The 18,489-nt window shown below is 60.9% G+C and carries 21 protein-coding genes; 20 read left to right on the top strand and 1 reads right to left on the bottom strand.

What is annotated here, in order from left to right; genetic code table 11:
* Nucleotides 1-11: 11 nt before the first annotated feature.
* Nucleotides 12-560, top strand: a complete 549-nt coding sequence (locus J3P79_RS21740; RefSeq protein WP_014336691.1) for a glycine zipper 2TM domain-containing protein — start codon at nt 12-14, stop codon at nt 558-560.
* A gap of 203 nt (nt 561-763) precedes the next feature.
* On the opposite strand, the gene suhB is transcribed toward J3P79_RS21740, so the two are convergent.
* Complete coding sequence (suhB, locus tag J3P79_RS21735; protein WP_039592127.1) at nt 764-1,582, bottom strand: type III secretion system regulator SuhB; 819 nt, start codon at nt 1,580-1,582, stop codon at nt 764-766.
* A 144-nt stretch (nt 1,583-1,726) separates the two neighbouring features.
* Here suhB and trmJ point away from each other — a divergent pair, with 144 nt between their 5' ends.
* The 19 genes from trmJ to der all read left to right on the top strand — a co-directional run bounded on the left by trmJ (nt 1,727) and on the right by der (nt 18,421).
* The gene (gene trmJ / locus J3P79_RS21730; RefSeq protein ID WP_434605627.1) at nt 1,727-2,497 is read left to right on the top strand and encodes a tRNA (cytosine(32)/uridine(32)-2'-O)-methyltransferase TrmJ; all 771 of its coding nucleotides are present in this window, start codon (nt 1,727-1,729) and stop codon (nt 2,495-2,497) included.
* A 1-nt stretch (nt 2,498) separates the two neighbouring features.
* The gene (gene cysE / locus J3P79_RS21725) at nt 2,499-3,275 is read left to right on the top strand and encodes a serine O-acetyltransferase (RefSeq protein ID WP_434605626.1); all 777 of its coding nucleotides are present in this window, start codon (nt 2,499-2,501) and stop codon (nt 3,273-3,275) included.
* Nucleotides 3,276-3,526: 251 nt separating this feature from the next.
* Nucleotides 3,527-4,018: a Fe-S cluster assembly transcriptional regulator IscR gene (iscR, locus tag J3P79_RS21720; RefSeq protein WP_024777044.1), complete on the top strand. Its 492-nt coding sequence runs from the start codon at nt 3,527-3,529 to the stop codon at nt 4,016-4,018.
* A gap of 50 nt (nt 4,019-4,068) precedes the next feature.
* Nucleotides 4,069-5,283 (top strand): IscS subfamily cysteine desulfurase, encoded by a 1,215-nt coding sequence (locus J3P79_RS21715; RefSeq protein WP_060739094.1) that lies wholly within the window; start codon nt 4,069-4,071, stop codon nt 5,281-5,283.
* A 43-nt stretch (nt 5,284-5,326) separates the two neighbouring features.
* Nucleotides 5,327-5,713 carry a Fe-S cluster assembly scaffold IscU gene (iscU, locus tag J3P79_RS21710; protein WP_003185157.1) on the top strand — a complete coding sequence of 129 codons (387 nt, stop codon included), beginning with the start codon at nt 5,327-5,329 and terminating at the stop codon, nt 5,711-5,713.
* Nucleotides 5,714-5,737: 24 nt separating this feature from the next.
* Nucleotides 5,738-6,061, top strand: coding sequence for an iron-sulfur cluster assembly protein IscA (gene iscA / locus J3P79_RS21705; RefSeq protein WP_003185155.1), 324 nt, complete (start codon nt 5,738-5,740; stop codon nt 6,059-6,061).
* Between the two features lie 8 nt (nt 6,062-6,069).
* Nucleotides 6,070-6,591 (top strand): co-chaperone HscB, encoded by a 522-nt coding sequence (gene hscB / locus J3P79_RS21700; protein ID WP_039592122.1) that lies wholly within the window; start codon nt 6,070-6,072, stop codon nt 6,589-6,591.
* A 50-nt stretch (nt 6,592-6,641) separates the two neighbouring features.
* Nucleotides 6,642-8,504 carry a Fe-S protein assembly chaperone HscA gene (gene hscA, locus J3P79_RS21695; RefSeq protein ID WP_434605624.1) on the top strand — a complete coding sequence of 621 codons (1,863 nt, stop codon included), beginning with the start codon at nt 6,642-6,644 and terminating at the stop codon, nt 8,502-8,504.
* Between the two features lie 3 nt (nt 8,505-8,507).
* Nucleotides 8,508-8,849, top strand: coding sequence for an ISC system 2Fe-2S type ferredoxin (gene fdx, locus J3P79_RS21690; RefSeq protein ID WP_039592120.1), 342 nt, complete (start codon nt 8,508-8,510; stop codon nt 8,847-8,849).
* Nucleotides 8,850-8,862: 13 nt separating this feature from the next.
* Nucleotides 8,863-9,063: a Fe-S cluster assembly protein IscX gene (iscX, locus tag J3P79_RS21685; RefSeq protein WP_434605622.1), complete on the top strand. Its 201-nt coding sequence runs from the start codon at nt 8,863-8,865 to the stop codon at nt 9,061-9,063.
* A gap of 87 nt (nt 9,064-9,150) precedes the next feature.
* Nucleotides 9,151-9,576, top strand: a complete 426-nt coding sequence (gene ndk, locus J3P79_RS21680) for a nucleoside-diphosphate kinase (RefSeq protein WP_042727994.1) — start codon at nt 9,151-9,153, stop codon at nt 9,574-9,576.
* A 28-nt stretch (nt 9,577-9,604) separates the two neighbouring features.
* Entirely contained in the window at nt 9,605-10,753 is a 1,149-nt protein-coding gene (gene rlmN, locus J3P79_RS21675; protein WP_434605620.1) for a 23S rRNA (adenine(2503)-C(2))-methyltransferase RlmN, read from the top strand.
* Between the two features lie 12 nt (nt 10,754-10,765).
* Nucleotides 10,766-11,524, top strand: coding sequence for a type IV pilus biogenesis/stability protein PilW (gene pilW, locus J3P79_RS21670; protein WP_434605618.1), 759 nt, complete (start codon nt 10,766-10,768; stop codon nt 11,522-11,524).
* Complete coding sequence (locus tag J3P79_RS21665) at nt 11,524-12,564, top strand: RodZ domain-containing protein (protein WP_434605617.1); 1,041 nt, start codon at nt 11,524-11,526, stop codon at nt 12,562-12,564. The genes pilW and J3P79_RS21665 overlap by 1 nt, the downstream gene beginning before the upstream one ends.
* Nucleotides 12,565-12,567: 3 nt before the next feature.
* Nucleotides 12,568-13,677 (top strand): flavodoxin-dependent (E)-4-hydroxy-3-methylbut-2-enyl-diphosphate synthase, encoded by a 1,110-nt coding sequence (gene ispG / locus J3P79_RS21660; protein ID WP_003185136.1) that lies wholly within the window; start codon nt 12,568-12,570, stop codon nt 13,675-13,677.
* A 22-nt stretch (nt 13,678-13,699) separates the two neighbouring features.
* Nucleotides 13,700-14,989, top strand: a complete 1,290-nt coding sequence (gene hisS, locus J3P79_RS21655; protein ID WP_434605616.1) for a histidine--tRNA ligase — start codon at nt 13,700-13,702, stop codon at nt 14,987-14,989.
* Between the two features lie 40 nt (nt 14,990-15,029).
* The gene (locus tag J3P79_RS21650) at nt 15,030-15,671 is read left to right on the top strand and encodes a tetratricopeptide repeat protein (protein ID WP_039592112.1); all 642 of its coding nucleotides are present in this window, start codon (nt 15,030-15,032) and stop codon (nt 15,669-15,671) included.
* Nucleotides 15,664-16,815, top strand: a complete 1,152-nt coding sequence (gene bamB, locus J3P79_RS21645) for an outer membrane protein assembly factor BamB (protein ID WP_039592111.1) — start codon at nt 15,664-15,666, stop codon at nt 16,813-16,815. The genes J3P79_RS21650 and bamB overlap by 8 nt, the downstream gene beginning before the upstream one ends.
* 133 nt (nt 16,816-16,948) lie before the next feature.
* Nucleotides 16,949-18,421, top strand: coding sequence for a ribosome biogenesis GTPase Der (gene der, locus J3P79_RS21640; protein WP_045155133.1), 1,473 nt, complete (start codon nt 16,949-16,951; stop codon nt 18,419-18,421).
* The last annotated feature ends 68 nt before the right edge of the window (nt 18,422-18,489 follow it).

Genomic DNA, 18,489 nt, shown 5'->3' with positions numbered 1-18,489 from the left:
AGGAGGTTCAAGTGAACAAATCGATGCTGGTTGGTGCGGTATTGGGTGCTGTCGGTGTAACAGCCGGTGGTGCGGTCGCCACCTACAGCTTGGTAAAAAGTGGCCCTGAGTATGCGCAAGTATTGGCCGTGGAACCGGTCAAGACCCAGATCAAGACTCCGCGTGAAGTGTGCAAGGACGTCACCGTAACTCGGCAGAAGCCAGTCCAGGACCAACACCAGATCGCCGGCACCGTGCTCGGCGCCGTGGCGGGTGGCCTGTTGGGGAACCAGATCGGTGGCGGTACCGGCAAGAAAATCGCCACCGTGGCCGGTGCGGCCGGTGGCGGTTATGCCGGTAACAAGATCCAGGAAGGCATGCAGGAACGCGACACGTACACCACCACCCAAACTCGCTGCAACACGGTCAATGACATTAGCGATAAGGTTGTAGGCTACGACGTTCGCTACATGCTCGACGGCAAGGAAGGCAAAGTCCGCATGGACCGCGATCCGGGCAACCAGATCCCGGTCAGCAAGGAAGGCCAACTGATCCTGGGCCAGAACGAACCGGCCCAGTAATTGGAAGCTGTACAAGAAGCACCCTTCGGGGTGCTTTTTTACGCCTGCATTTTGTGCCCCACAATTGCTCGGGATAGCGGTGGTTCAACCTGCCCGGTTCCCAAAGCGGAATCCGTCGCCAGGAAGTATTCCTGCCTGAGCTGAATGTTTTAACAAGCATAAAAAAAGCACCTCGAAAGGTGCTTTTCCTGTAGCCGAGTTGCTTAGCGCTTCAACGAAGCCGGCAGGTGAGGCTGGATAGCCGTCAGTACAGCCTTGAAGCATTTGGTGTTGCCGGCAACGATGTGGCCTTTTTCAAGGAAGTCGTGGCCACCGGTGAAGTCGCTCACCAAACCGCCGGCTTCCTGGATCAGCAGGGCGCCCGCAGCCATGTCCCACTCGGACAGGCCCGACTCCCAGAATGCATCGAAACGGCCAGCGGCCACATAGGCCAAGTCCAGGCTGGCAGCACCGGCGCGGCGGATGCCGGCGGTCTGGCCGACCAGGGCGCGGAACATGCCCAGGTAGTTGTCCAGGTTGTCCATCTGGTCGTCACGGAACGGGAAGCCGGTACCCAGCAGGGCGCCGTCCAGGCTGGTGCGGCCGCTGACGCGCAGGCGACGACCATTCAACTGGGCGCCACGACCACGGCTGGCGGTGAATTCTTCCTGGCGAACCGGATCCAGCACGACGGCGTGTTCCAGGCGGCCACGGTATTTGCAGGCGATGCTGACAGCGAAGTGAGGAATGCCGCGCAGGAAGTTGGTGGTGCCGTCCAGCGGATCGATGATCCACAGGTACTCTTCGCCTTCGATGCCGGTACCGGCGTGCATGCCGGTCTCTTCACCGCGGATCGAGTGGTTCGGGTAAGCCTTGCGCAGGGCGTCGACGATTTTCTGTTCGGCGGCGCGATCCACCTCGGACACGTAGTCCTTGGCGTCTTTTTCATCGACCTTGATGGTATCCAGGCGCTCGATGGAGCGGAAGATCAGTTCACTGGCGCTGCGGGCGGCGCGCAGCGCGATATTCAGCATGGGCTGCATGGATGTGTCACCTAAGGTTGTTAAAGAAAGCCGCGCATTCTATCAGAAAGTTTTCTCAGGAGAAGGTTGGTGTTCGCTTTCATAGCTTAACGGTAGGTGCTTAGGTAAGATTTGCTCCCTTTTAAGTGTTCGAGAGCGCCTCCCTTGTTGCAGAACATTCGTGTCGTCCTGGTCAATACCAGCCATCCGGGAAACATCGGCGGAGCTGCGCGGGCCATGAAGAACATGGGCCTGTCGCGGCTGGTGCTGGTCGAGCCCCGTTCGTTTCCTCATCACGAAGCCGATGCCCGTGCATCCGGCGCCAATGACATCCTGGCCAATGCCGAGGTCGTCGCGACGTTGGAAGACGCCCTGGTGGGGTGCAATCTGGTGCTCGGTACCAGTGCTCGCGATCGGCGTATCCCCTGGCCGCTGCTCGATCCCCGCGAATGCGGCACCAAGGTAATCGAGGAAGCCGGGCAGGGCGTGCAGATCGCCCTGGTGTTCGGTCGTGAAGATTCCGGCCTTACCAATGAAGAGCTGCAGCGATGTCATTATCACGTGCATATCCCTTCCGACCCCGGATTCAGCTCGCTGAACCTCGGGGCGGCGGTGCAGGTGTTGAGCTATGAAGTGCGCATGGCCTGGCTGAAAGCCGAAGGCCAGCCCAGCAAGGTTGAAAAGTTCGAGGCAACGTCGCCCCGCAGTGAGACACTGGCGACCATGGACGAACTGGAGCGATTCTATGAGCACCTGGAGCAGACCCTGGTGGACATCGAATTCCTCGACCCGGAAAAGCCTAGGCACTTGATGGCGCGCCTGCGTCGGTTGTACGGACGAAGCTCGGTGAGCCGGGCGGAAATGAATATATTGCGCGGCATCCTCACGGAAACCCAGAAAGCGGCCCGTGGCGAGCTGATTAAGCGGAAGGAATAAAATGTTCGAACGTTTGCGTGAAGATATCCAGAGCGTATTCCATCGTGACCCGGCGGCGCGCAATGCCTTTGAAGTGCTGACCTGCTACCCGGGCATGCATGCCATCTGGATCCATCGCCTGTCCGGCGCCTTGTGGAATATGGGCTGGAAGTGGCTGGCGCGGCTGGTCTCGAACTTCGGGCGCTGGCTGACCGGGATCGAGATCCACCCAGGCGCCAAGGTCGGTCGTCGGTTTTTCATCGATCATGGCATGGGCATCGTCATCGGCGAAACCGCCGAGATCGGCGACGACGTGACGCTGTACCAAGGCGTGACCCTCGGTGGTACGAGTTGGAACAAAGGCAAGCGCCACCCAACCCTTGAAGACGGTGTGGTGGTGGGTGCCGGTGCCAAGGTGCTCGGGCCGTTCACGGTCGGGGCGGGGGCGAAAGTCGGCTCGAATGCCGTGGTGACCAAAGCCGTGCCTCCCGGCGCGACCGTGGTGGGCATTCCAGGTCGGATCATCGTTAAATCGGATGAAGAGCAGGACGCCCGGCGCAAGGCCATGGCCGAGAAGATTGGCTTCGACGCCTACGGTGTTGGCGAAGACATGCCCGACCCGGTAGCTCGTGCCATCAATCAATTGCTCGATCACTTGCAAGCGGTTGACGGACGCCTGGAGGGGATGTGCGGCGCCCTGAAGGAGTTGGGGAGTAATTATTGTGCCAAGGACCTGCCTGAACTGCGCGAGGAAGATTTCGCCTGCGTGAAGGACAAGGATGAGACTCAGGCCAGTTGAAACCCTGCTGGCCTCATCGCGAGCAAGCTCGCTCCCACATTGGATCCCTGTCGCCCCGCAGATCCCTTGTGGGAGCGAGCTTGCTCGCGATAAACGATAACGCGGTATAGCTGGTCGTTAGTCGCCTACCTTTGCTATGATGCGCGCGCTCTTTTGCGGGTAATCCCGAGTAAAGCACTAGGTCTTATACTTGACTTAAATACTCGGGAATTGCATACTCGCCCTCATTCCGAACTCCGTGGTAATTGTCCATGCGACTGACTACAAAAGGCCGATACGCCGTGACCGCGATGCTGGATCTGGCATTGCATGCGCAGCACGGGCCGGTGTCCCTGGCCGATATCTCCGAGCGCCAGGGCATTTCCCTGTCCTACCTTGAACAGCTGTTCGCCAAGCTGCGCCGTAGCAACCTGGTTTCCAGCGTTCGCGGCCCCGGCGGCGGCTACCAGCTGTCGCGCGACATGCAGGGCATCCAGGTCGCCCAGGTGATCGACGCTGTGAACGAATCGGTCGATGCGACCAAATGCCAGGGGTTGGGCGATTGCCATGGCGGCGATACTTGCCTGACCCACCATCTGTGGTGCGACTTGAGCCTGCAGATCCACGAATTTCTGAGCGGTATCAGCTTGGCCGACCTTGTCACTCGCCGTGAGGTACAAGAAGTCGCCCAGCGTCAGGACCAGCGCCGTTGCAATGGCAAGGCGCCGCACCTGGACAAGATTGAAGCGTCCGCCGTCGAATGACCGCCGCAGAGCAAGCGGAACGCCAGCCAGCCTGATTTAGGAGAGAGTCCATGAAATTGCCGATTTACCTTGATTACTCTGCGACCACCCCGGTTGATCCGCGTGTCGCGCAAAAGATGAGTGAATGCCTGCTGGTCGACGGAAACTTCGGTAACCCGGCCTCGCGCTCCCACGTGTTCGGCTGGAAAGCCGAAGAGTCGGTCGAAAACGCCCGTCGCCAAGTCGCCGACCTGGTCAACGCCGACCCGCGCGAGATCGTCTGGACCTCCGGTGCTACCGAGTCCGACAACCTGGCAATCAAGGGTGTCGCGCATTTCTACCACACCAAGGGCAAGCACCTGATCACCTCCAAGATCGAGCACAAGGCGGTCCTGGACACCATGCGCCAACTGGAGCGTGAAGGCTTCGAAGTCACCTACATCGAGCCGGGTGAAGACGGCATCATCACCCCGGCCATGGTCGAAGCCGCCCTGCGCGACGACACCATCCTGGTCTCGATCATGCACGTTAACAACGAAATCGGCACCGTCAACGACATCGCCGCCATCGGCGAGCTGACCCGTTCCAAGGGCGTCCTGTTCCACGTCGACGGCGCGCAGTCCACCGGCAAGGTCGACATCGACCTGTCCAAGCTGAAAGTCGACCTGATGTCGTTCTCCGCCCACAAGACCTATGGCCCTAAAGGCATCGGCGCCCTGTACGTCAGCCGCAAGCCGCGTGTTCGCCTCGAAGCGACCATGCACGGCGGCGGTCACGAGCGTGGCATGCGTTCCGGCACCCTGGCGACCCACCAGATCGTCGGCATGGGCGAAGCGTTCCGCGTAGCCAAGGAAGACATGGCGGCGGAAAACGTGCGCATCAAAGCCTTGAGCGACCGTTTCTTCAAGCAGGTCGAGCACCTTGAAGAACTCTACGTCAACGGCAGCCTGACGGCCCGTGTACCGCACAACCTGAACCTGAGCTTCAACTACGTTGAAGGCGAGTCGCTGATCATGGCGCTCAAGGATCTGGCCGTGTCGTCCGGTTCGGCGTGCACCTCGGCGTCGCTGGAGCCTTCGTATGTACTGCGCGCCCTGGGCCGCAACGACGAACTGGCCCACAGCTCCATCCGCTTCACCTTCGGCCGTTTCACCACCGAAGAAGAAATCGATTACGCCGCGCAGAAAGTCTGCGAGGCCGTTACCAAGCTGCGCGCTCTTTCGCCGCTGTGGGACATGTACAAAGACGGCGTCGACATTTCGAAAATCGAATGGGCGGCGCACTGAGAAGTCGCCACCAGAGCGGCTCCACTGATGAGGATTGAAGCAAATGGCATATAGCGAAAAGGTCATCGACCACTACGAGAACCCGCGCAACGTCGGCAAGATGGACGCGCAGGATCCTGACGTCGGCACCGGCATGGTCGGCGCCCCGGCGTGCGGCGACGTGATGCGCCTGCAGATCAAGGTCAACGAGCAAGGCATCATCGAAGACGCCAAGTTCAAGACCTACGGCTGCGGTTCGGCCATCGCGTCCAGCTCCCTGGCCACCGAGTGGATGAAGGGCAAGACCCTCGACGAAGCCGAAACCATCAAGAATACCCAGCTGGCCGAAGAACTGGCGTTGCCGCCAGTGAAGATCCACTGCTCGGTACTCGCCGAAGACGCCATCAAGGCCGCCGTTCGCGATTACAAGCAGAAGAAAGGCTTGATCTGATCCGCGCATTGGTAAGGAGTTTTCATGGCTATCCAGATGACAGAAGCGGCAGCTAACCATATCCAGCGCTCCCTTGCGGGGCGCGGCAAGGGCGAGGGTATCCGCCTGGGTGTTCGCACCACGGGCTGCTCTGGCCTCGCCTACGTGCTGGAATTTGTCGACGAAGTCGGCGAAGACGATCAGGTATTCGAGAGTCATGGTCAGAAAGTGATCATCGACCCGAAAAGCCTGACGTACCTGGACGGCACCGAGCTGGATTTCGTCAAGGAAGGGTTGAACGAAGGCTTCAAGTTCAACAATCCCAACGTGCGCGGTGAATGTGGCTGCGGCGAAAGCTTCAACATCTGAGGCTGCTCGTGGGTACTCCTTGTCATTTTGCGTTGTTCCAGTTGCAGCCTGCTTTCCAGTTGGACCTCGATCAGTTGTCTGCGCGTTATCTGGAACTGGCCCGTGGCGTCCATCCCGACCGCTTTGCCGATGCCTCCGAGGCGGAGCAACGACGGGCGCTCGAGCAGTCGGCGAACCTCAACGAGGCCTACCAGACGCTCAAGAACCCGGCCAAGCGCGCGCGCTACCTGCTTGCCATCAGCGGTCACGAGCTGCCTCTGGAAGTTACGGTGCACGACCCTGAGTTTCTGTTGCAGCAGATGCAATGGCGCGAAGAGCTTGAAGATCTGCAGGACAGCGCCGACCTGGCCGGTGTCGCGGTATTCAAGCGTCGCCTGAAGGATGCCCAGCAAGCACTCAATGAAAGCTTCGCAGCCTGTTGGAACGATGCCGCGCAACGCGAACAGGCCGAACGGCTGATGCGGCGCATGCAGTTCCTCGACAAGCTCACCCACGAAGTGCGCCAGCTAGAAGAGCGCCTCGACGATTAACCCAGTGCCGCTCCGGTCGCACGCCTGATTACAGATAAGACCTGATTACGATGGCCCTACTGCAGATCGCCGAACCCGGCCAAAGTCCACAACCGCACCAGCGTCGCCTGGCTGTCGGGATCGACTTGGGTACCACCAATTCCCTGGTCGCTGCCTTGCGCAGCGGTCTTTCCGAACCGCTGGCCGATGAGCAGGGGCGGGTGATCCTGCCGTCCGCCGTGCGTTATCACGCCGAGCGCGTCGAAGTGGGCGAATCCGCCAAGCTGGCCGCCGCCTCTGATCCCCTGAACACTATTGTCTCGGTCAAGCGCTTGATGGGTCGTGGTCTGTCCGACGTCAAGCAACTGGGCGATCAATTGCCGTACCGCTTCGTCGGTGGCGAATCCCACATGCCGTTCATCGAAACCGTCCAGGGCCCGAAAAGCCCGGTAGAGGTTTCCGCTGACATCCTGAAAGTCCTGCGCCAACGTGCCGAAGCCGCGTTGGGCGGTGAACTGGTGGGTGCGGTCATCACCGTGCCGGCCTATTTCGACGATGCCCAGCGCCAAGCCACCAAGGACGCCGCCAAGCTGGCCGGCCTGAATGTGCTGCGCTTGCTCAACGAGCCGACGGCCGCCGCCGTTGCGTATGGCCTGGACCAGCATGCCGAAGGCCTGGTCGCCATCTATGACCTGGGCGGCGGTACTTTCGATATTTCGATCCTGCGCCTGACCGGCGGTGTCTTCGAAGTTCTCGCTACCGGCGGCGACAGTGCCCTGGGCGGCGACGATTTCGACCACGCCATTGCCGGCTGGATCATCGAACAGGCCGGTCTCTCCGCCGACCTCGACCCCGGTGCGCAGCGCCATCTGCTACAAACTGCCTGCGCCGCCAAGGAAGCCTTGACCGACGCTACCTCCGTTGAAGTCGCTTATGGCGACTGGAACGCCCCCCTGACCCGCGACGCTTTCAATGCGCTGATCGAGCCCATGGTCGCCCGCAGCCTCAAGGCATGCCGCCGTGCCGTGCGCGATTCGGGTGTTGAGTTGGAAGACGTGAAAGCGGTGGTCATGGTCGGCGGCTCGACCCGCGTGCCTCGGGTTCGCGAAGCGGTTGCCGAGGCCTTTGGCCGCCAGCCGCTGACCGAAATCGACCCGGACCAGGTAGTAGCCATCGGCGCCGCGATCCAGGCCGATACCCTGGCCGGCAACAAGCGTGACGGCGGCGAACTGTTGTTGCTCGACGTGATCCCGTTGTCCCTGGGGCTGGAAACCATGGGCGGCCTGATGGAGAAGGTGATTCCGCGCAACACCACCATCCCCGTTGCCCGCGCCCAGGACTTCACCACTTACAAAGACGGCCAGTCGGCCATGATGATCCACGTGCTGCAAGGCGAGCGTGAGCTGATCAGCGACTGCCGTTCCCTGGCCCGCTTCGAGCTGCGCGGCATCCCGGCCATGGTCGCTGGTGCGGCGAAGATCCGCGTGACCTTCCAGGTCGACGCCGACGGCTTGCTCAACGTCTCCGCCCGCGAGCTGGGCTCCGGCGTGGAGGCGAGCATCCAGGTCAAGCCGTCCTATGGCCTGACGGATGGCGAAATCGCCAAGATGCTCAAGGACTCCTTCCAGCACGCTAGCGACGACAAAGTTGCCCGCATGCTGCGCGAGCAGCAGGTCGACGCCCAGCGCCTGATCGAAGCCGTACAAGCCGCCCTTGAAGCCGATGGGGACCGTTTGCTCGATGCCGAAGAGCGCATGGTCATCGAGCTGCAAATGCAGGAATTGTCAGAATTGATGAAAGGCACCGATGGTTATGCCATCGAACAGCAGACCAAGCGTCTGTCGCAAGTCACCGATGCCTTTGCTGCCCGCCGCCTGGACTCGACGGTGAAAGCCGCCCTGGCGGGGCGCAACCTGAATGAAATCGAGGAATAACTGATGCCGCAGGTGATTTTTCTGCCTCACGAGAAGTTCTGCCCCGAGGGGATGGTCGTGGAGGCTGAGCCGGGAATTTCCATTCTCGAGCTGGCCCATGAGCACCATATCGAGATAGAGAGTGCCTGTGGCGGCGTCTGTGCTTGCACGACGTGCCATTGCATCATTCGTGAGGGCTTCGATTCGCTGGAAGAGGCAGACGAGTTGGAAGAAGACTTCCTCGATCGGGCCTGGGGCCTGGAGGCACAATCACGTCTGAGCTGCCAAGCCATCGTCGGCACCGAAGACCTGACCGTCGAAATCCCGAAATATTCGCTTAACCATGCGGCCGAAGCGCCGCACTGATGGTGACACTGTCATGAGCTATGGTTGGAATGATGTACAACGCATCGCTGAAGAGTTGGCTGAAGCCCACTCCGATCTGGATCCGTACTCTGTAGGTTTCGTCCGTCTGCAGCAGATGATTCTGGAGCTGCCTGACTTCGATGCTACTTCTGGCCGAGTCGGCGAGAAGGTGTTGGAAGCGGTCCAGGAGCTCTGGGCCAAAGAATTGGACTGATCGCCTCGCAGGTTAGGCAATACCCAAGAACCCGCGTATAATTCGCGGGTTTAATTTTTCGCAAATTACCGTTTCTGGAGTTACACCATGGCTGTTCAACGTACTTTCTCCATCATCAAGCCTGACGCCGTTGCAAAAAACGTGATCGGCAAGATCGTTACCCGCTTCGAAGACGCTGGCCTGCGCGTTGTAGCTTCGAAAATGAAGCAACTGTCCAAAGCCGAAGCCGAAGGCTTCTACGCTGAGCACAGCGAGCGCGGTTTCTTCGGTGAGCTGGTTGCGTTCATGACCTCCGGTCCTGTTGTCGTTCAGGTGCTGGAAGGCGAAAACGCCATCGCTCGCAACCGTGAGCTGATGGGCGCTACCAACCCTAAAGAAGCTGCTGCCGGCACTATCCGTGCTGACTTCGCTGAGTCCATCGACGCCAACGCCGTCCACGGTTCGGACTCCGAAGCCGCCGCTGCTCGCGAAATCGCTTACTTTTTCTCCGCTACTGAAGTAACCACTCGCTAAGCCCAGGCTTTTGAGTGAAGGTGAATCCATGACTACATCGAACGGCAAAACCAACCTGTTGGGCCTGACCCAGCCGGAAATGGAGAAATTCTTCGACTCGATCGGGGAGAAGCGTTTCCGTGCCGGCCAGGTGATGAAATGGATTCACCACTTTGGCGTCGACGACTTCGACGCCATGACGAATGTCGGCAAGGCCCTGCGCGAAAAGCTCAAGGCTGTTGCCGAGATTCGCGGCCCCGAAGTGGTCAGCCAGGACATTTCCAGCGACGGCACCCGTAAATGGGTAGTGCGCGTGGCGTCCGGCAGCTGCGTCGAGACCGTCTACATTCCCCAGGGCAAGCGCGGCACCTTGTGCGTTTCGTCCCAGGCAGGCTGTGCCCTGGATTGCAGTTTCTGCTCCACCGGCAAGCAAGGCTTCAACAGCAACCTCACCGCCGCCGAAGTGATCGGCCAGGTGTGGATTGCCAACAAATCCTTTGGCAGCGTCCCGGCGACCGTCGACCGTGCCATCACCAACGTGGTGATGATGGGCATGGGTGAGCCGCTGCTGAACTTCGACAACGTCGTTTCCGCCATGCACCTGATGATGGACGACCTGGGCTACGGCATCTCCAAGCGCCGCGTGACCCTGTCCACCTCCGGCGTGGTGCCGATGATCGATGAGCTGGCCAAGCACATCGACGTCTCCCTGGCGTTGTCGCTGCACGCACCCAATGACGCATTGCGTAACCAATTGGTGCCGATCAACAAGAAATATCCGCTTAAGATGCTGCTCGAGTCGTGCCAGCGCTACATGTCGTCCCTGGGCGAAAAGCGCGTGCTGACCATCGAGTACACCCTGCTCAAGGATGTGAACGACAAGGTTGAACACGCGGTCGAGATGATCGAGCTGCTCAAGAATATCCCGTGCAAGATCAACCTGATCCCGTTCAACCCGTTCCCGCATTCCGGTTATGAGCGTCCGAGCAACAACGCGATTCGTCGCTTCCAGGATCAGCTCCATCACGCAGGCTTCAACGTCACCGTGCGCACTACTCGCGGCGAAGACATCGATGCCGCCTGTGGCCAATTGGTAGGACAGGTGCTGGATCGCACCCGTCGCAGCGAACGCTACATTGCCGTGCGCGAATTGAACGCCGCCGACGATGTCGCGCAGAACGCTGCGAACAGTCACTAAGAGAGGAACTCTATGTCCCTGCGCTTTGCGCTGCTGTTGCTGTTGGCCGGACTCTGCTCCGGTTGTGTACTGTCGGGCGACTACAACCCGATGAAGACCAGCAAAGGGCGCGACGAGGCGCGTGAAGCCTATGTGCAGTTGGGCATTGGCTACCTGCAGCAGGGCATGACCGAAAGGGCAAAGGTGCCCCTCAAGAAAGCCTTGGAACTGGACAGCTCCGATGCCGATGCCAACGCGGCGTTGGCCCTGGTGTTCCAGGCGGAGCTGGAGCCGGAACTGGCTGACGAGCATTTTCGCAAGGCCTTGTCCGCCCGGCCGCAAGATGCCCGTATCCTGAACAACTACGGCAGTTTTCTCTACGAGCAGGCCCGCTATAAGGACGCTTACGAACGTTTCGAGCAAGCGGCCGCCGATACCCTTTACCCCGAACGTTCACGGGTTTTTGAAAACCTCGGCATCACCGCCGCGAAACTCGGCCAGCGCGACCTGGCCCGCCAGCAACTTGAAAAGGCGCTGCGGCTCAACCGCCAACAACCGCGTGCGTTGCTGGAAATGGCTGAGTTGTCTTACGAAGACAGGCATTATGTGCCAGCGCGTGACTATTACGAGCGTTTTAGCCTGCTCAGCGAGCAAAATGCACGTAGTCTATTGCTCGGCGTTCGGCTGGCACATGTGTTTGAAGATCGTGACAAGGCCGCAAGCTATGGCCTGCAACTCAAAAGACTTTATCCCGGTACGCCGGAATATCAGCAATACCTGTCGGAGCAATGATGAAAGCGGCGCATCCCGAAGTTGTAGCAGCGACTCGCGTAAATCCCGGTGAGACCTTGCGTCAAGCCCGCGAAAGCAATGGTTGGTCGCTGGCCGAAGTGGCCCTCAAGCTCAATCTCACCGTAACTTCCCTGAGCAATCTGGAAGCCGGCGCGTTCGACAAATTGCCAGGGCATACCTTCGCCCGGGGCTATATCCGTGCCTACGCCAAACTGCTCGACATGGACCAGACCACGCTGGTCCAGCAATTCGATCAATACACCGGTTCCGACGCCCAGGGCAGCAATGTGCACAGCTTGGGCCGTATCGAAGAGCCAGTGCGTGTTTCCCACACCATCTTGCGCATCGTCAGCCTGCTGCTGCTGATCGCGGTGATCGGTGGCGGTTTCGTCTGGTGGCAGGACCAGGCTTCCTTGCGTGGCAAGGAGCCGGTTGTCATGAACCCTGAGCACGTCGAAGTCGAAGGCGCCGACGGCACCACCCAGATCCATCCGCTGGACGAGCCGGAAGACCAGGCCGTGGTCCAGGGCCAGGCCGAAGGCGAAACTGCCCTGGCCTTGCCGCCAGGCCCGGATAATGGCGAGGCCGATGCCGCCGCGGGTTCAGAGCCTGCCGTCCCAGCCGTTCCAGCACCTGCGCCAGCGCCTGCCGCGCCGACTGCGCCGGCACATGCCGGTAGCACGCCAGTTGCCCCAGCTGCTCCGGCCAGTCCGGCTCCTGCCACGCCGGCGCCGACCGTGGCGGCTCCGACGGTGCCGGCAGCCCCGGTTGCTCCAGCCGCTCCGGCCCCTGCGCCGGGCGACGGCCAGGTACAAATCCAGTTCATCGCCGATTGCTGGACGCAGATCACCGACGGCAACGGCAAAGTGTTGTTCAGCGGCCTCAAGCGCAAGGGCGATACTGCCTCGGTCACCGGCAAGCCGCCGTTTGCCGTACGCCTGGGTTATGCCCGTGGCGCGCAGGTCAGCTACAACGGCCAGCCGGTCGATGTGGCTCCGTTCACCAGTGGCGAGACCGCTCGCCTGAAATTGGGTCAATAAGTCATGCACGGCGAATCTCCAATCAAGCGTCGCGAGTCCAGGAAAATCTGGGTCGGTAACGTGCCCGTGGGCGGCGATGCGCCAATCGCTGTGCAGAGCATGACCAACAGCGACACCAATGACGTGGCCGCCACGGTCGCGCAGATCAACCGCCTGGAAGCCGCCGGCGTCGACATCGTGCGGGTGTCCGTGCCGGACATGGACGCCGCCGAGGCGTTCGGCAAGATCAAGCAATTGGTCAAGGTCCCGTTGGTGGCCGACATTCATTTCGACTACCGCATTGCCTTGCGCGTAGCGGAGTTGGGTGTTGATTGCCTGCGCATCAACCCAGGCAACATCGGTCGTGAAGACCGTGTACGTGCCGTGGTGGATGCCGCCCGGGACCGGGGCATCCCGATCCGCATCGGTGTCAACGCCGGCTCCCTGGAAAAAGACCTGCAGAAGAAATACGGCGAACCGACCCCGGCGGCGCTGGTGGAATCGGCGCTGCGTCATGTAGAACACCTCGAACGCCTGAATTTCCAGGACTTCAAGGTCAGCGTGAAGGCCTCCGACGTGTTCATGGCCGTCGAAGCCTACCGCTTGTTGGCCAAGGAAATCGTCCAGCCACTGCACCTGGGCATCACCGAAGCCGGTGGGTTGCGTTCGGGTACGGTGAAATCCGCCGTCGGCCTCGGTATGCTGCTCGCCGAAGGGATTGGCGATACCATCCGAATCTCGTTGGCGGCTGACCCGGTCGAGGAAGTGAAAGTCGGCTACGACATTCTCAAGTCCCTGCACCTGCGTTCCCGTGGCATCAACTTCATCGCCTGCCCGAGCTGCTCGCGGCAGAACTTCGATGTGGTCAAGACCATGAACGAGCTGGAAGGGCGTCTTGAAGACCTGCTGGTGCCGCTGGATGTCGCGGTGATCGGCTGCGTGGTCAACGGGCCTGGCGAAGCCAAGGAGGCCCATATCGGCCTGACCGGCGGAACACCGAACCTGATTTACATCGACGGCAAGCCGTCGCAGAAACTGACGAATGACAATCTGGTGGATGAGCTGGAACGGCTGATCCGCCAGAAAGCGGCCGAAAAGGTCGAAGCCGACGCAGCGGTCATCGCCCGCGGTTAAGTCGCAAGATTAAGGAATACATGTGAGCAAGTCTCTGCAAGCCATTCGTGGCATGAACGACATCCTGCCCGAGCAGACGCCCCTGTGGCGTTATTTCGAGGGCACCGTGGCGCGTCTGCTGGACAACTACGGTTATCGGCAGATCCGTATGCCGATCGTCGAATTCACCGAGCTGTTCAAACGCTCCATCGGTGAAGTGACTGACATCGTCGAAAAAGAGATGTACACCTTCGACGACCGCAACGGCGATTCGCTGACCTTGCGCCCGGAAGGCACCGCAGCTTGCGTGCGTGCAGTGCTCGAACACGGTATCACCGGCGGCGGCCAAGTGCAGAAGCTCTGGTACGTCGGCCCGATGTTCCGCCACGAACGCCCGCAGAAAGGTCGTTATCGGCAGTTCCACCAGATCGGTCTCGAAGTGTTCAACCTGGAAGGGCCGGACATCGACGCCGAGCTGATCGTGATGACCTGGCGCCTGTGGGGCGAGCTGGGGCTGCGTGATGCGGTCAAGCTTGAGCTCAACAGCCTGGGCACCAGCGAATCCCGTGGTCGCTACCGTGAAGCGTTGGTGGAGTTTCTTTCCGCACACATCGACAAGCTGGATGAAGACAGCCAGCGCCGCTTGAAGACCAACCCGCTGCGTGTGCTCGACACCAAGAATGCCGAGACCCAGGCGATCCTGGTGGACGCGCCGAAAATGGCCGACTACCTCGACGACGAGTCCCGTGCGCATTTCGAGGGGCTGAAGGCACGCCTGGACGCCGTGGGCATTCCTTACGTGATCAACCCCAAGTTGGTCCGTGGCCTGGATTACTACAGCAAGACCGTTTTCGAATGGGTCACCGACAAGCTCGGCGCCCAGGGCACCGTGTGCGCCGGCGGCCGCTACGACGGGCTGGTGGAGCAGATGGGTGGCAAGCCGACCCCGGGCGTGGGTTTTGCCATGGGCATCGAGCGGCTGGTGCTGATGCTTGAAGCACTGGAAAAAGTACCCGAGGAGCTGTCCCGCCAGGTCGACGTCTACCTGTGCGCCTTTGGCGAGGCAGCCGAACTGGCCGCCCTTGCCCTGAGCGAGCGCGTGCGCGACCAGTTGCCCAACCTGCGCCTGCAGATCAACGCCGGCGCCGGCAGCTTCAAGAGCCAATTCAAGAAGGCCGACAAGAGCGGTGCGCTGTACGCATTGATCCTCGGCGACGACGAACTGGCCCAACAAGTGGTAGGTTTCAAACCCCTGCGTGGCCAGGGCGAACAACAAAGCATTGCCTGGGATGCGCTTGCTGCACACCTGGCCACCTGCGTCGTGCAGGGTTGAAGCTGTCAAACAGCCGATTTAGCGATTAAGGAGTATTGGGGTGTCGAGTACCGAAGATGAACAGCTGGCGGATTTGAAGGACTGGTGGACGCGCAATGGCAAGCCGCTGGTCACTGGCGGCCTGTTGGCGCTGGTCATCGTGTTCGGCTGGCAGGCCTACCAGAAATACCAGAGCAACCAGTCGCAAGGCGCCTCGATGCTCTATCAGCAATTGCTGGAAACCACCCTGACCCCGGACGGCAAGCCTGACGCGGCCCGCGTGGCGGACCTGGCCGGCAAGCTCAACAAAGAGTTCGGCGGCACCGCCTACGCCCAGTACGGCAGCCTGTTCGTGGCCAAGGTCGCGGTGGACAGTGGCAAGCTGGATGACGCGGCCACCGAGCTGAAGGCGATCGTCGACAAGCCGGCCAACCCAACCCTGGGCGAAGTGGCGCGTCAGCGCCTGGCACAGGTCCTGGCTGCACAGAACAAGGCCGAAGACGCCTTGAAACTGCTCGACGGCGATGCCGACAAGGCATTCCTGGCGACTCGCGAAGAACTCAAGGGCGACCTGCTGGTACAGCTGGGCCGTGCCGATGAGGCCCATGCGGCCTACCAAAAAGCCAAGGCTGCGCTGTCGGATGAAGCCGCGGTCGGTGGCCTGCAAATCAAGCTGGACGACCTGGCCAAAGGGGATGCGTGACGTGATCCGTTGGAAACATGCAGCATTGCTGGCCCTGGCCATTCTGGCCGCGGGTTGCAGCAGCAACAGCAAGAAAGAACTGCCTCCGGCCGAGCTGACCGACTTCAAAGAAGAAGTCGTGCTGCAGAAGCAATGGAGCCGCTCCATCGGTGACGGCCAGGGTGAAACCTACAACATGCTGGTGCCTGCCATCGACGGCGACACCATCTATGCCGGCGACGTGACTGGCGTCGTCATGGCCATGGATCGCATGAATGGCGATGTGAAGTGGGAGAAGGATCTTGAGCTGCCTGTGTCCGGCGCCGTTGGCGTGGGTTACGGGCTGGTCATGATCGGCACGCTCAAGGGCGAGATCGTCGCCTTGGACGCGAGCAGCGGTGAAGAGAAATGGCGCGCCCGCGTGACCAGCGAAGTCCTCGCACCGCCCGCCACCAACGGCGACGTGGTTGTGGTCCAGACCCAGGATGACCGTTTGATCGGCCTGGACGCCGCCACCGGCAACCAGCGCTGGTTGTATGACAGCACCCCAGCGGTCCTGACCCTGCGCGGCACCAGCGCACCGATCGTCACCAACCGCCTCGCGGTGGCTGGCCTGTCGACCGGTAAAGTCGTGGCCCTGGACATTTCCAACGGCGTGCCGGTCTGGGAGCAGCGCGTAGCGATTCCGCAAGGTCGTTCGGAGCTGGAGCGCGTGGTCGACATCGACGGCGGCTTGTTGCTGTCCGGCGGTACGCTGTACGTCGCCAGCTACCAGGGCCGCGTCGCGGCGCTTGACCTGGAAACCGGTCGTCCGCTGTGGCAGCGCGATGCGTCCAGTTACGCGGGTGTCGCACAAGGCTTTGGCAGCGTCTACGTAAGCCTGTCCTCGGGCACGGTCGAAGGCGTTGACGAGCGTTCCACCACCGCATTGTGGAGCAACGATTCCCTGGCCCGTCGTCAACTGTCGGCCCCGGAAGTGTTCTCCAGCTACGTTGCAGTCGGTGACCTGGAAGGTTACCTGCACCTGCTCAGCCAGGTGGACGGTCGCTTCGTCGGCCGTGAGCGCATCGACAGCGACGGCCTGCGCGCCCGTCCGCTGGTGGTGGGCAGCATGATTTATGTGTATGGCAACAGCGGCAAACTGGAAGCCCTGACCATCAAGTAAGACTATGCTTGGGGCTAATCCCCCAAGCGGCCTTGTTCACGAGGCTTGCAGTGCTAGCACAGGCTGCCCCGAGCACCAGCCGCTGCCTCGCAGCGGCTTTTGTATTTTCTGAAATAACGAAGTGGAGAGCCGCATGGTTCCCGTAATCGCCCTGGTGGGCCGACCGAACGTCGGCAAGTCCACCCTGTTCAACCGCCTGACCAGGACTCGCGACGCCATCGTCGGCGACTTGTCCGGTCTGACCCGTGATCGCCAATACGGTGAGGCCAAGTGGCAAGGGCGTACCTATATTCTGGTCGACACCGGCGGCATCTCCGGTGATGAACACGGCATGGACGAAAAAATGGCCGAGCAGTCGCTGCTCGCCATCGAAGAAGCCGATGTCGTGCTGTTCCTGGTAGACGCCAAGGCCGGTTTTACCGCCGCCGACCAGATGATCGCCGAGCATCTGCGCAAGCGTAACAAGCGTTCCTACGTGGTCGCCAACAAGGTCGACAACATCGACCCGGACATGGCCCGCGCCGAGTTCGCGCCGTTGGGCATGGGCCAGGCGATCCCGATCGCCGGCGCCCACGGCCGTGGCATCACCCAGATGCTGGAAATCGCTCTGGAGAGTTTTCCGAAAGACGACGAAGACGAGCCGGAAGAGGGCGAGGAAGAAGTCGTTGCCGAAGGCGAGGAAGCCAAGCGCATTCCGGGCCCGAGCGAAAAAGACGGCATCAAGATCGCAATCATCGGCCGCCCGAACGTGGGCAAGTCGACGCTGGTCAACCGCATGCTCGGCGAAGATCGGGTCATCGTCTACGACCAGCCCGGCACCACCCGCGACAGCATCTACATTCCCTTCGAGCGTAACGAAGAGAAATACACGCTGATCGACACCGCCGGTGTGCGCAAGCGCGGCAAGATCCACGAAGAAGTCGAAAAGTTCTCCGTGGTCAAGACCCTGCAGGCGATCAAGGACGCCAACGTGGTGATCTTCGTGATGGACGCCCGCGAAGGCGTGGTCGATCACGACCTGAACCTGCTGGGCTTTGCCCTGGAAGCCGGTCGTGCGCTGGTGATCGCGATCAACAAGTGGGACGGCATGACGCCGAGCGAGCGCGACTTCGTGAAGGTCGAATTGCAGCGCCGGCTGTTCTTCGTCGACTTCGCCGACATCCACTTCATCTCGGCCTTGCATGGCACGGGCGTGGGCAATCTCTACGCATCGGTGCAGAACTCGTTCAAGTCCGCAGTGACCCGCTGGCCGACCAATCGCCTGACCCAAATCCTCGAAGATGCCGTCGGCGAGCACGCGCCGCCGATGGTCAACAACCGTCGGATCAAGCTGCGCTACGCCCACTTGGGCGGTGCCAACCCGCCGATCATCGTGATCCACGGCAACCAGATCGAGAAGGTGCCCAAGTCGTACGTTCGCTACCTGGAGAACACCTACCGTCGCGTCCTGAAGCTGGTCGGTACGCCGATTCGCATCGAGTTCAAGGGTGGCGAGAACCCGTACGAAGGCAACAAGAACACGCTCACCGACCGTCAGGTCAACAAGAAACGTCGCTTGATGTCGCACCACAAGAAGGCCGACAAGAAGCGCCGCGACAAGCGCTGATCCAGTCTTCTCCCGGGACCGCCGTTGTGGCGAGGCGGCAATTGAAGAGGGTGCCCACGGGCACCCTT

The organism is Pseudomonas sp. R1-7 (assembly GCF_051132105.1).
GTDB lineage: Bacteria > Pseudomonadota > Gammaproteobacteria > Pseudomonadales > Pseudomonadaceae > Aquipseudomonas.
The sequence above is the reverse complement of the archived record's forward strand: the minus strand, read 5'-3'. Positions and strand labels throughout refer to the sequence as shown.

Coding starts and splice junctions, on each gene's coding strand:
- ndk (WP_042727994.1), top strand. CDS start 9,151: ATGGCTGTTCAACGTACTTTCTCCATCATCAAGCCTGACGCCGTTGCA.
- iscU (WP_003185157.1), top strand. CDS start 5,327: ATGGCATATAGCGAAAAGGTCATCGACCACTACGAGAACCCGCGCAAC.
- bamB (WP_039592111.1), top strand. CDS start 15,664: ATGCGTGACGTGATCCGTTGGAAACATGCAGCATTGCTGGCCCTGGCC.
- suhB (WP_039592127.1), bottom strand. CDS start 1,582: ATGCAGCCCATGCTGAATATCGCGCTGCGCGCCGCCCGCAGCGCCAGT.
- J3P79_RS21715 (WP_060739094.1), top strand. CDS start 4,069: ATGAAATTGCCGATTTACCTTGATTACTCTGCGACCACCCCGGTTGAT.
- rlmN (WP_434605620.1), top strand. CDS start 9,605: ATGACTACATCGAACGGCAAAACCAACCTGTTGGGCCTGACCCAGCCG.
- cysE (WP_434605626.1), top strand. CDS start 2,499: ATGTTCGAACGTTTGCGTGAAGATATCCAGAGCGTATTCCATCGTGAC.
- iscA (WP_003185155.1), top strand. CDS start 5,738: ATGGCTATCCAGATGACAGAAGCGGCAGCTAACCATATCCAGCGCTCC.
- der (WP_045155133.1), top strand. CDS start 16,949: ATGGTTCCCGTAATCGCCCTGGTGGGCCGACCGAACGTCGGCAAGTCC.
- pilW (WP_434605618.1), top strand. CDS start 10,766: ATGTCCCTGCGCTTTGCGCTGCTGTTGCTGTTGGCCGGACTCTGCTCC.
- J3P79_RS21665 (WP_434605617.1), top strand. CDS start 11,524: ATGAAAGCGGCGCATCCCGAAGTTGTAGCAGCGACTCGCGTAAATCCC.
- iscR (WP_024777044.1), top strand. CDS start 3,527: ATGCGACTGACTACAAAAGGCCGATACGCCGTGACCGCGATGCTGGAT.
- fdx (WP_039592120.1), top strand. CDS start 8,508: ATGCCGCAGGTGATTTTTCTGCCTCACGAGAAGTTCTGCCCCGAGGGG.
- iscX (WP_434605622.1), top strand. CDS start 8,863: ATGAGCTATGGTTGGAATGATGTACAACGCATCGCTGAAGAGTTGGCT.
- hscA (WP_434605624.1), top strand. CDS start 6,642: ATGGCCCTACTGCAGATCGCCGAACCCGGCCAAAGTCCACAACCGCAC.
- ispG (WP_003185136.1), top strand. CDS start 12,568: ATGCACGGCGAATCTCCAATCAAGCGTCGCGAGTCCAGGAAAATCTGG.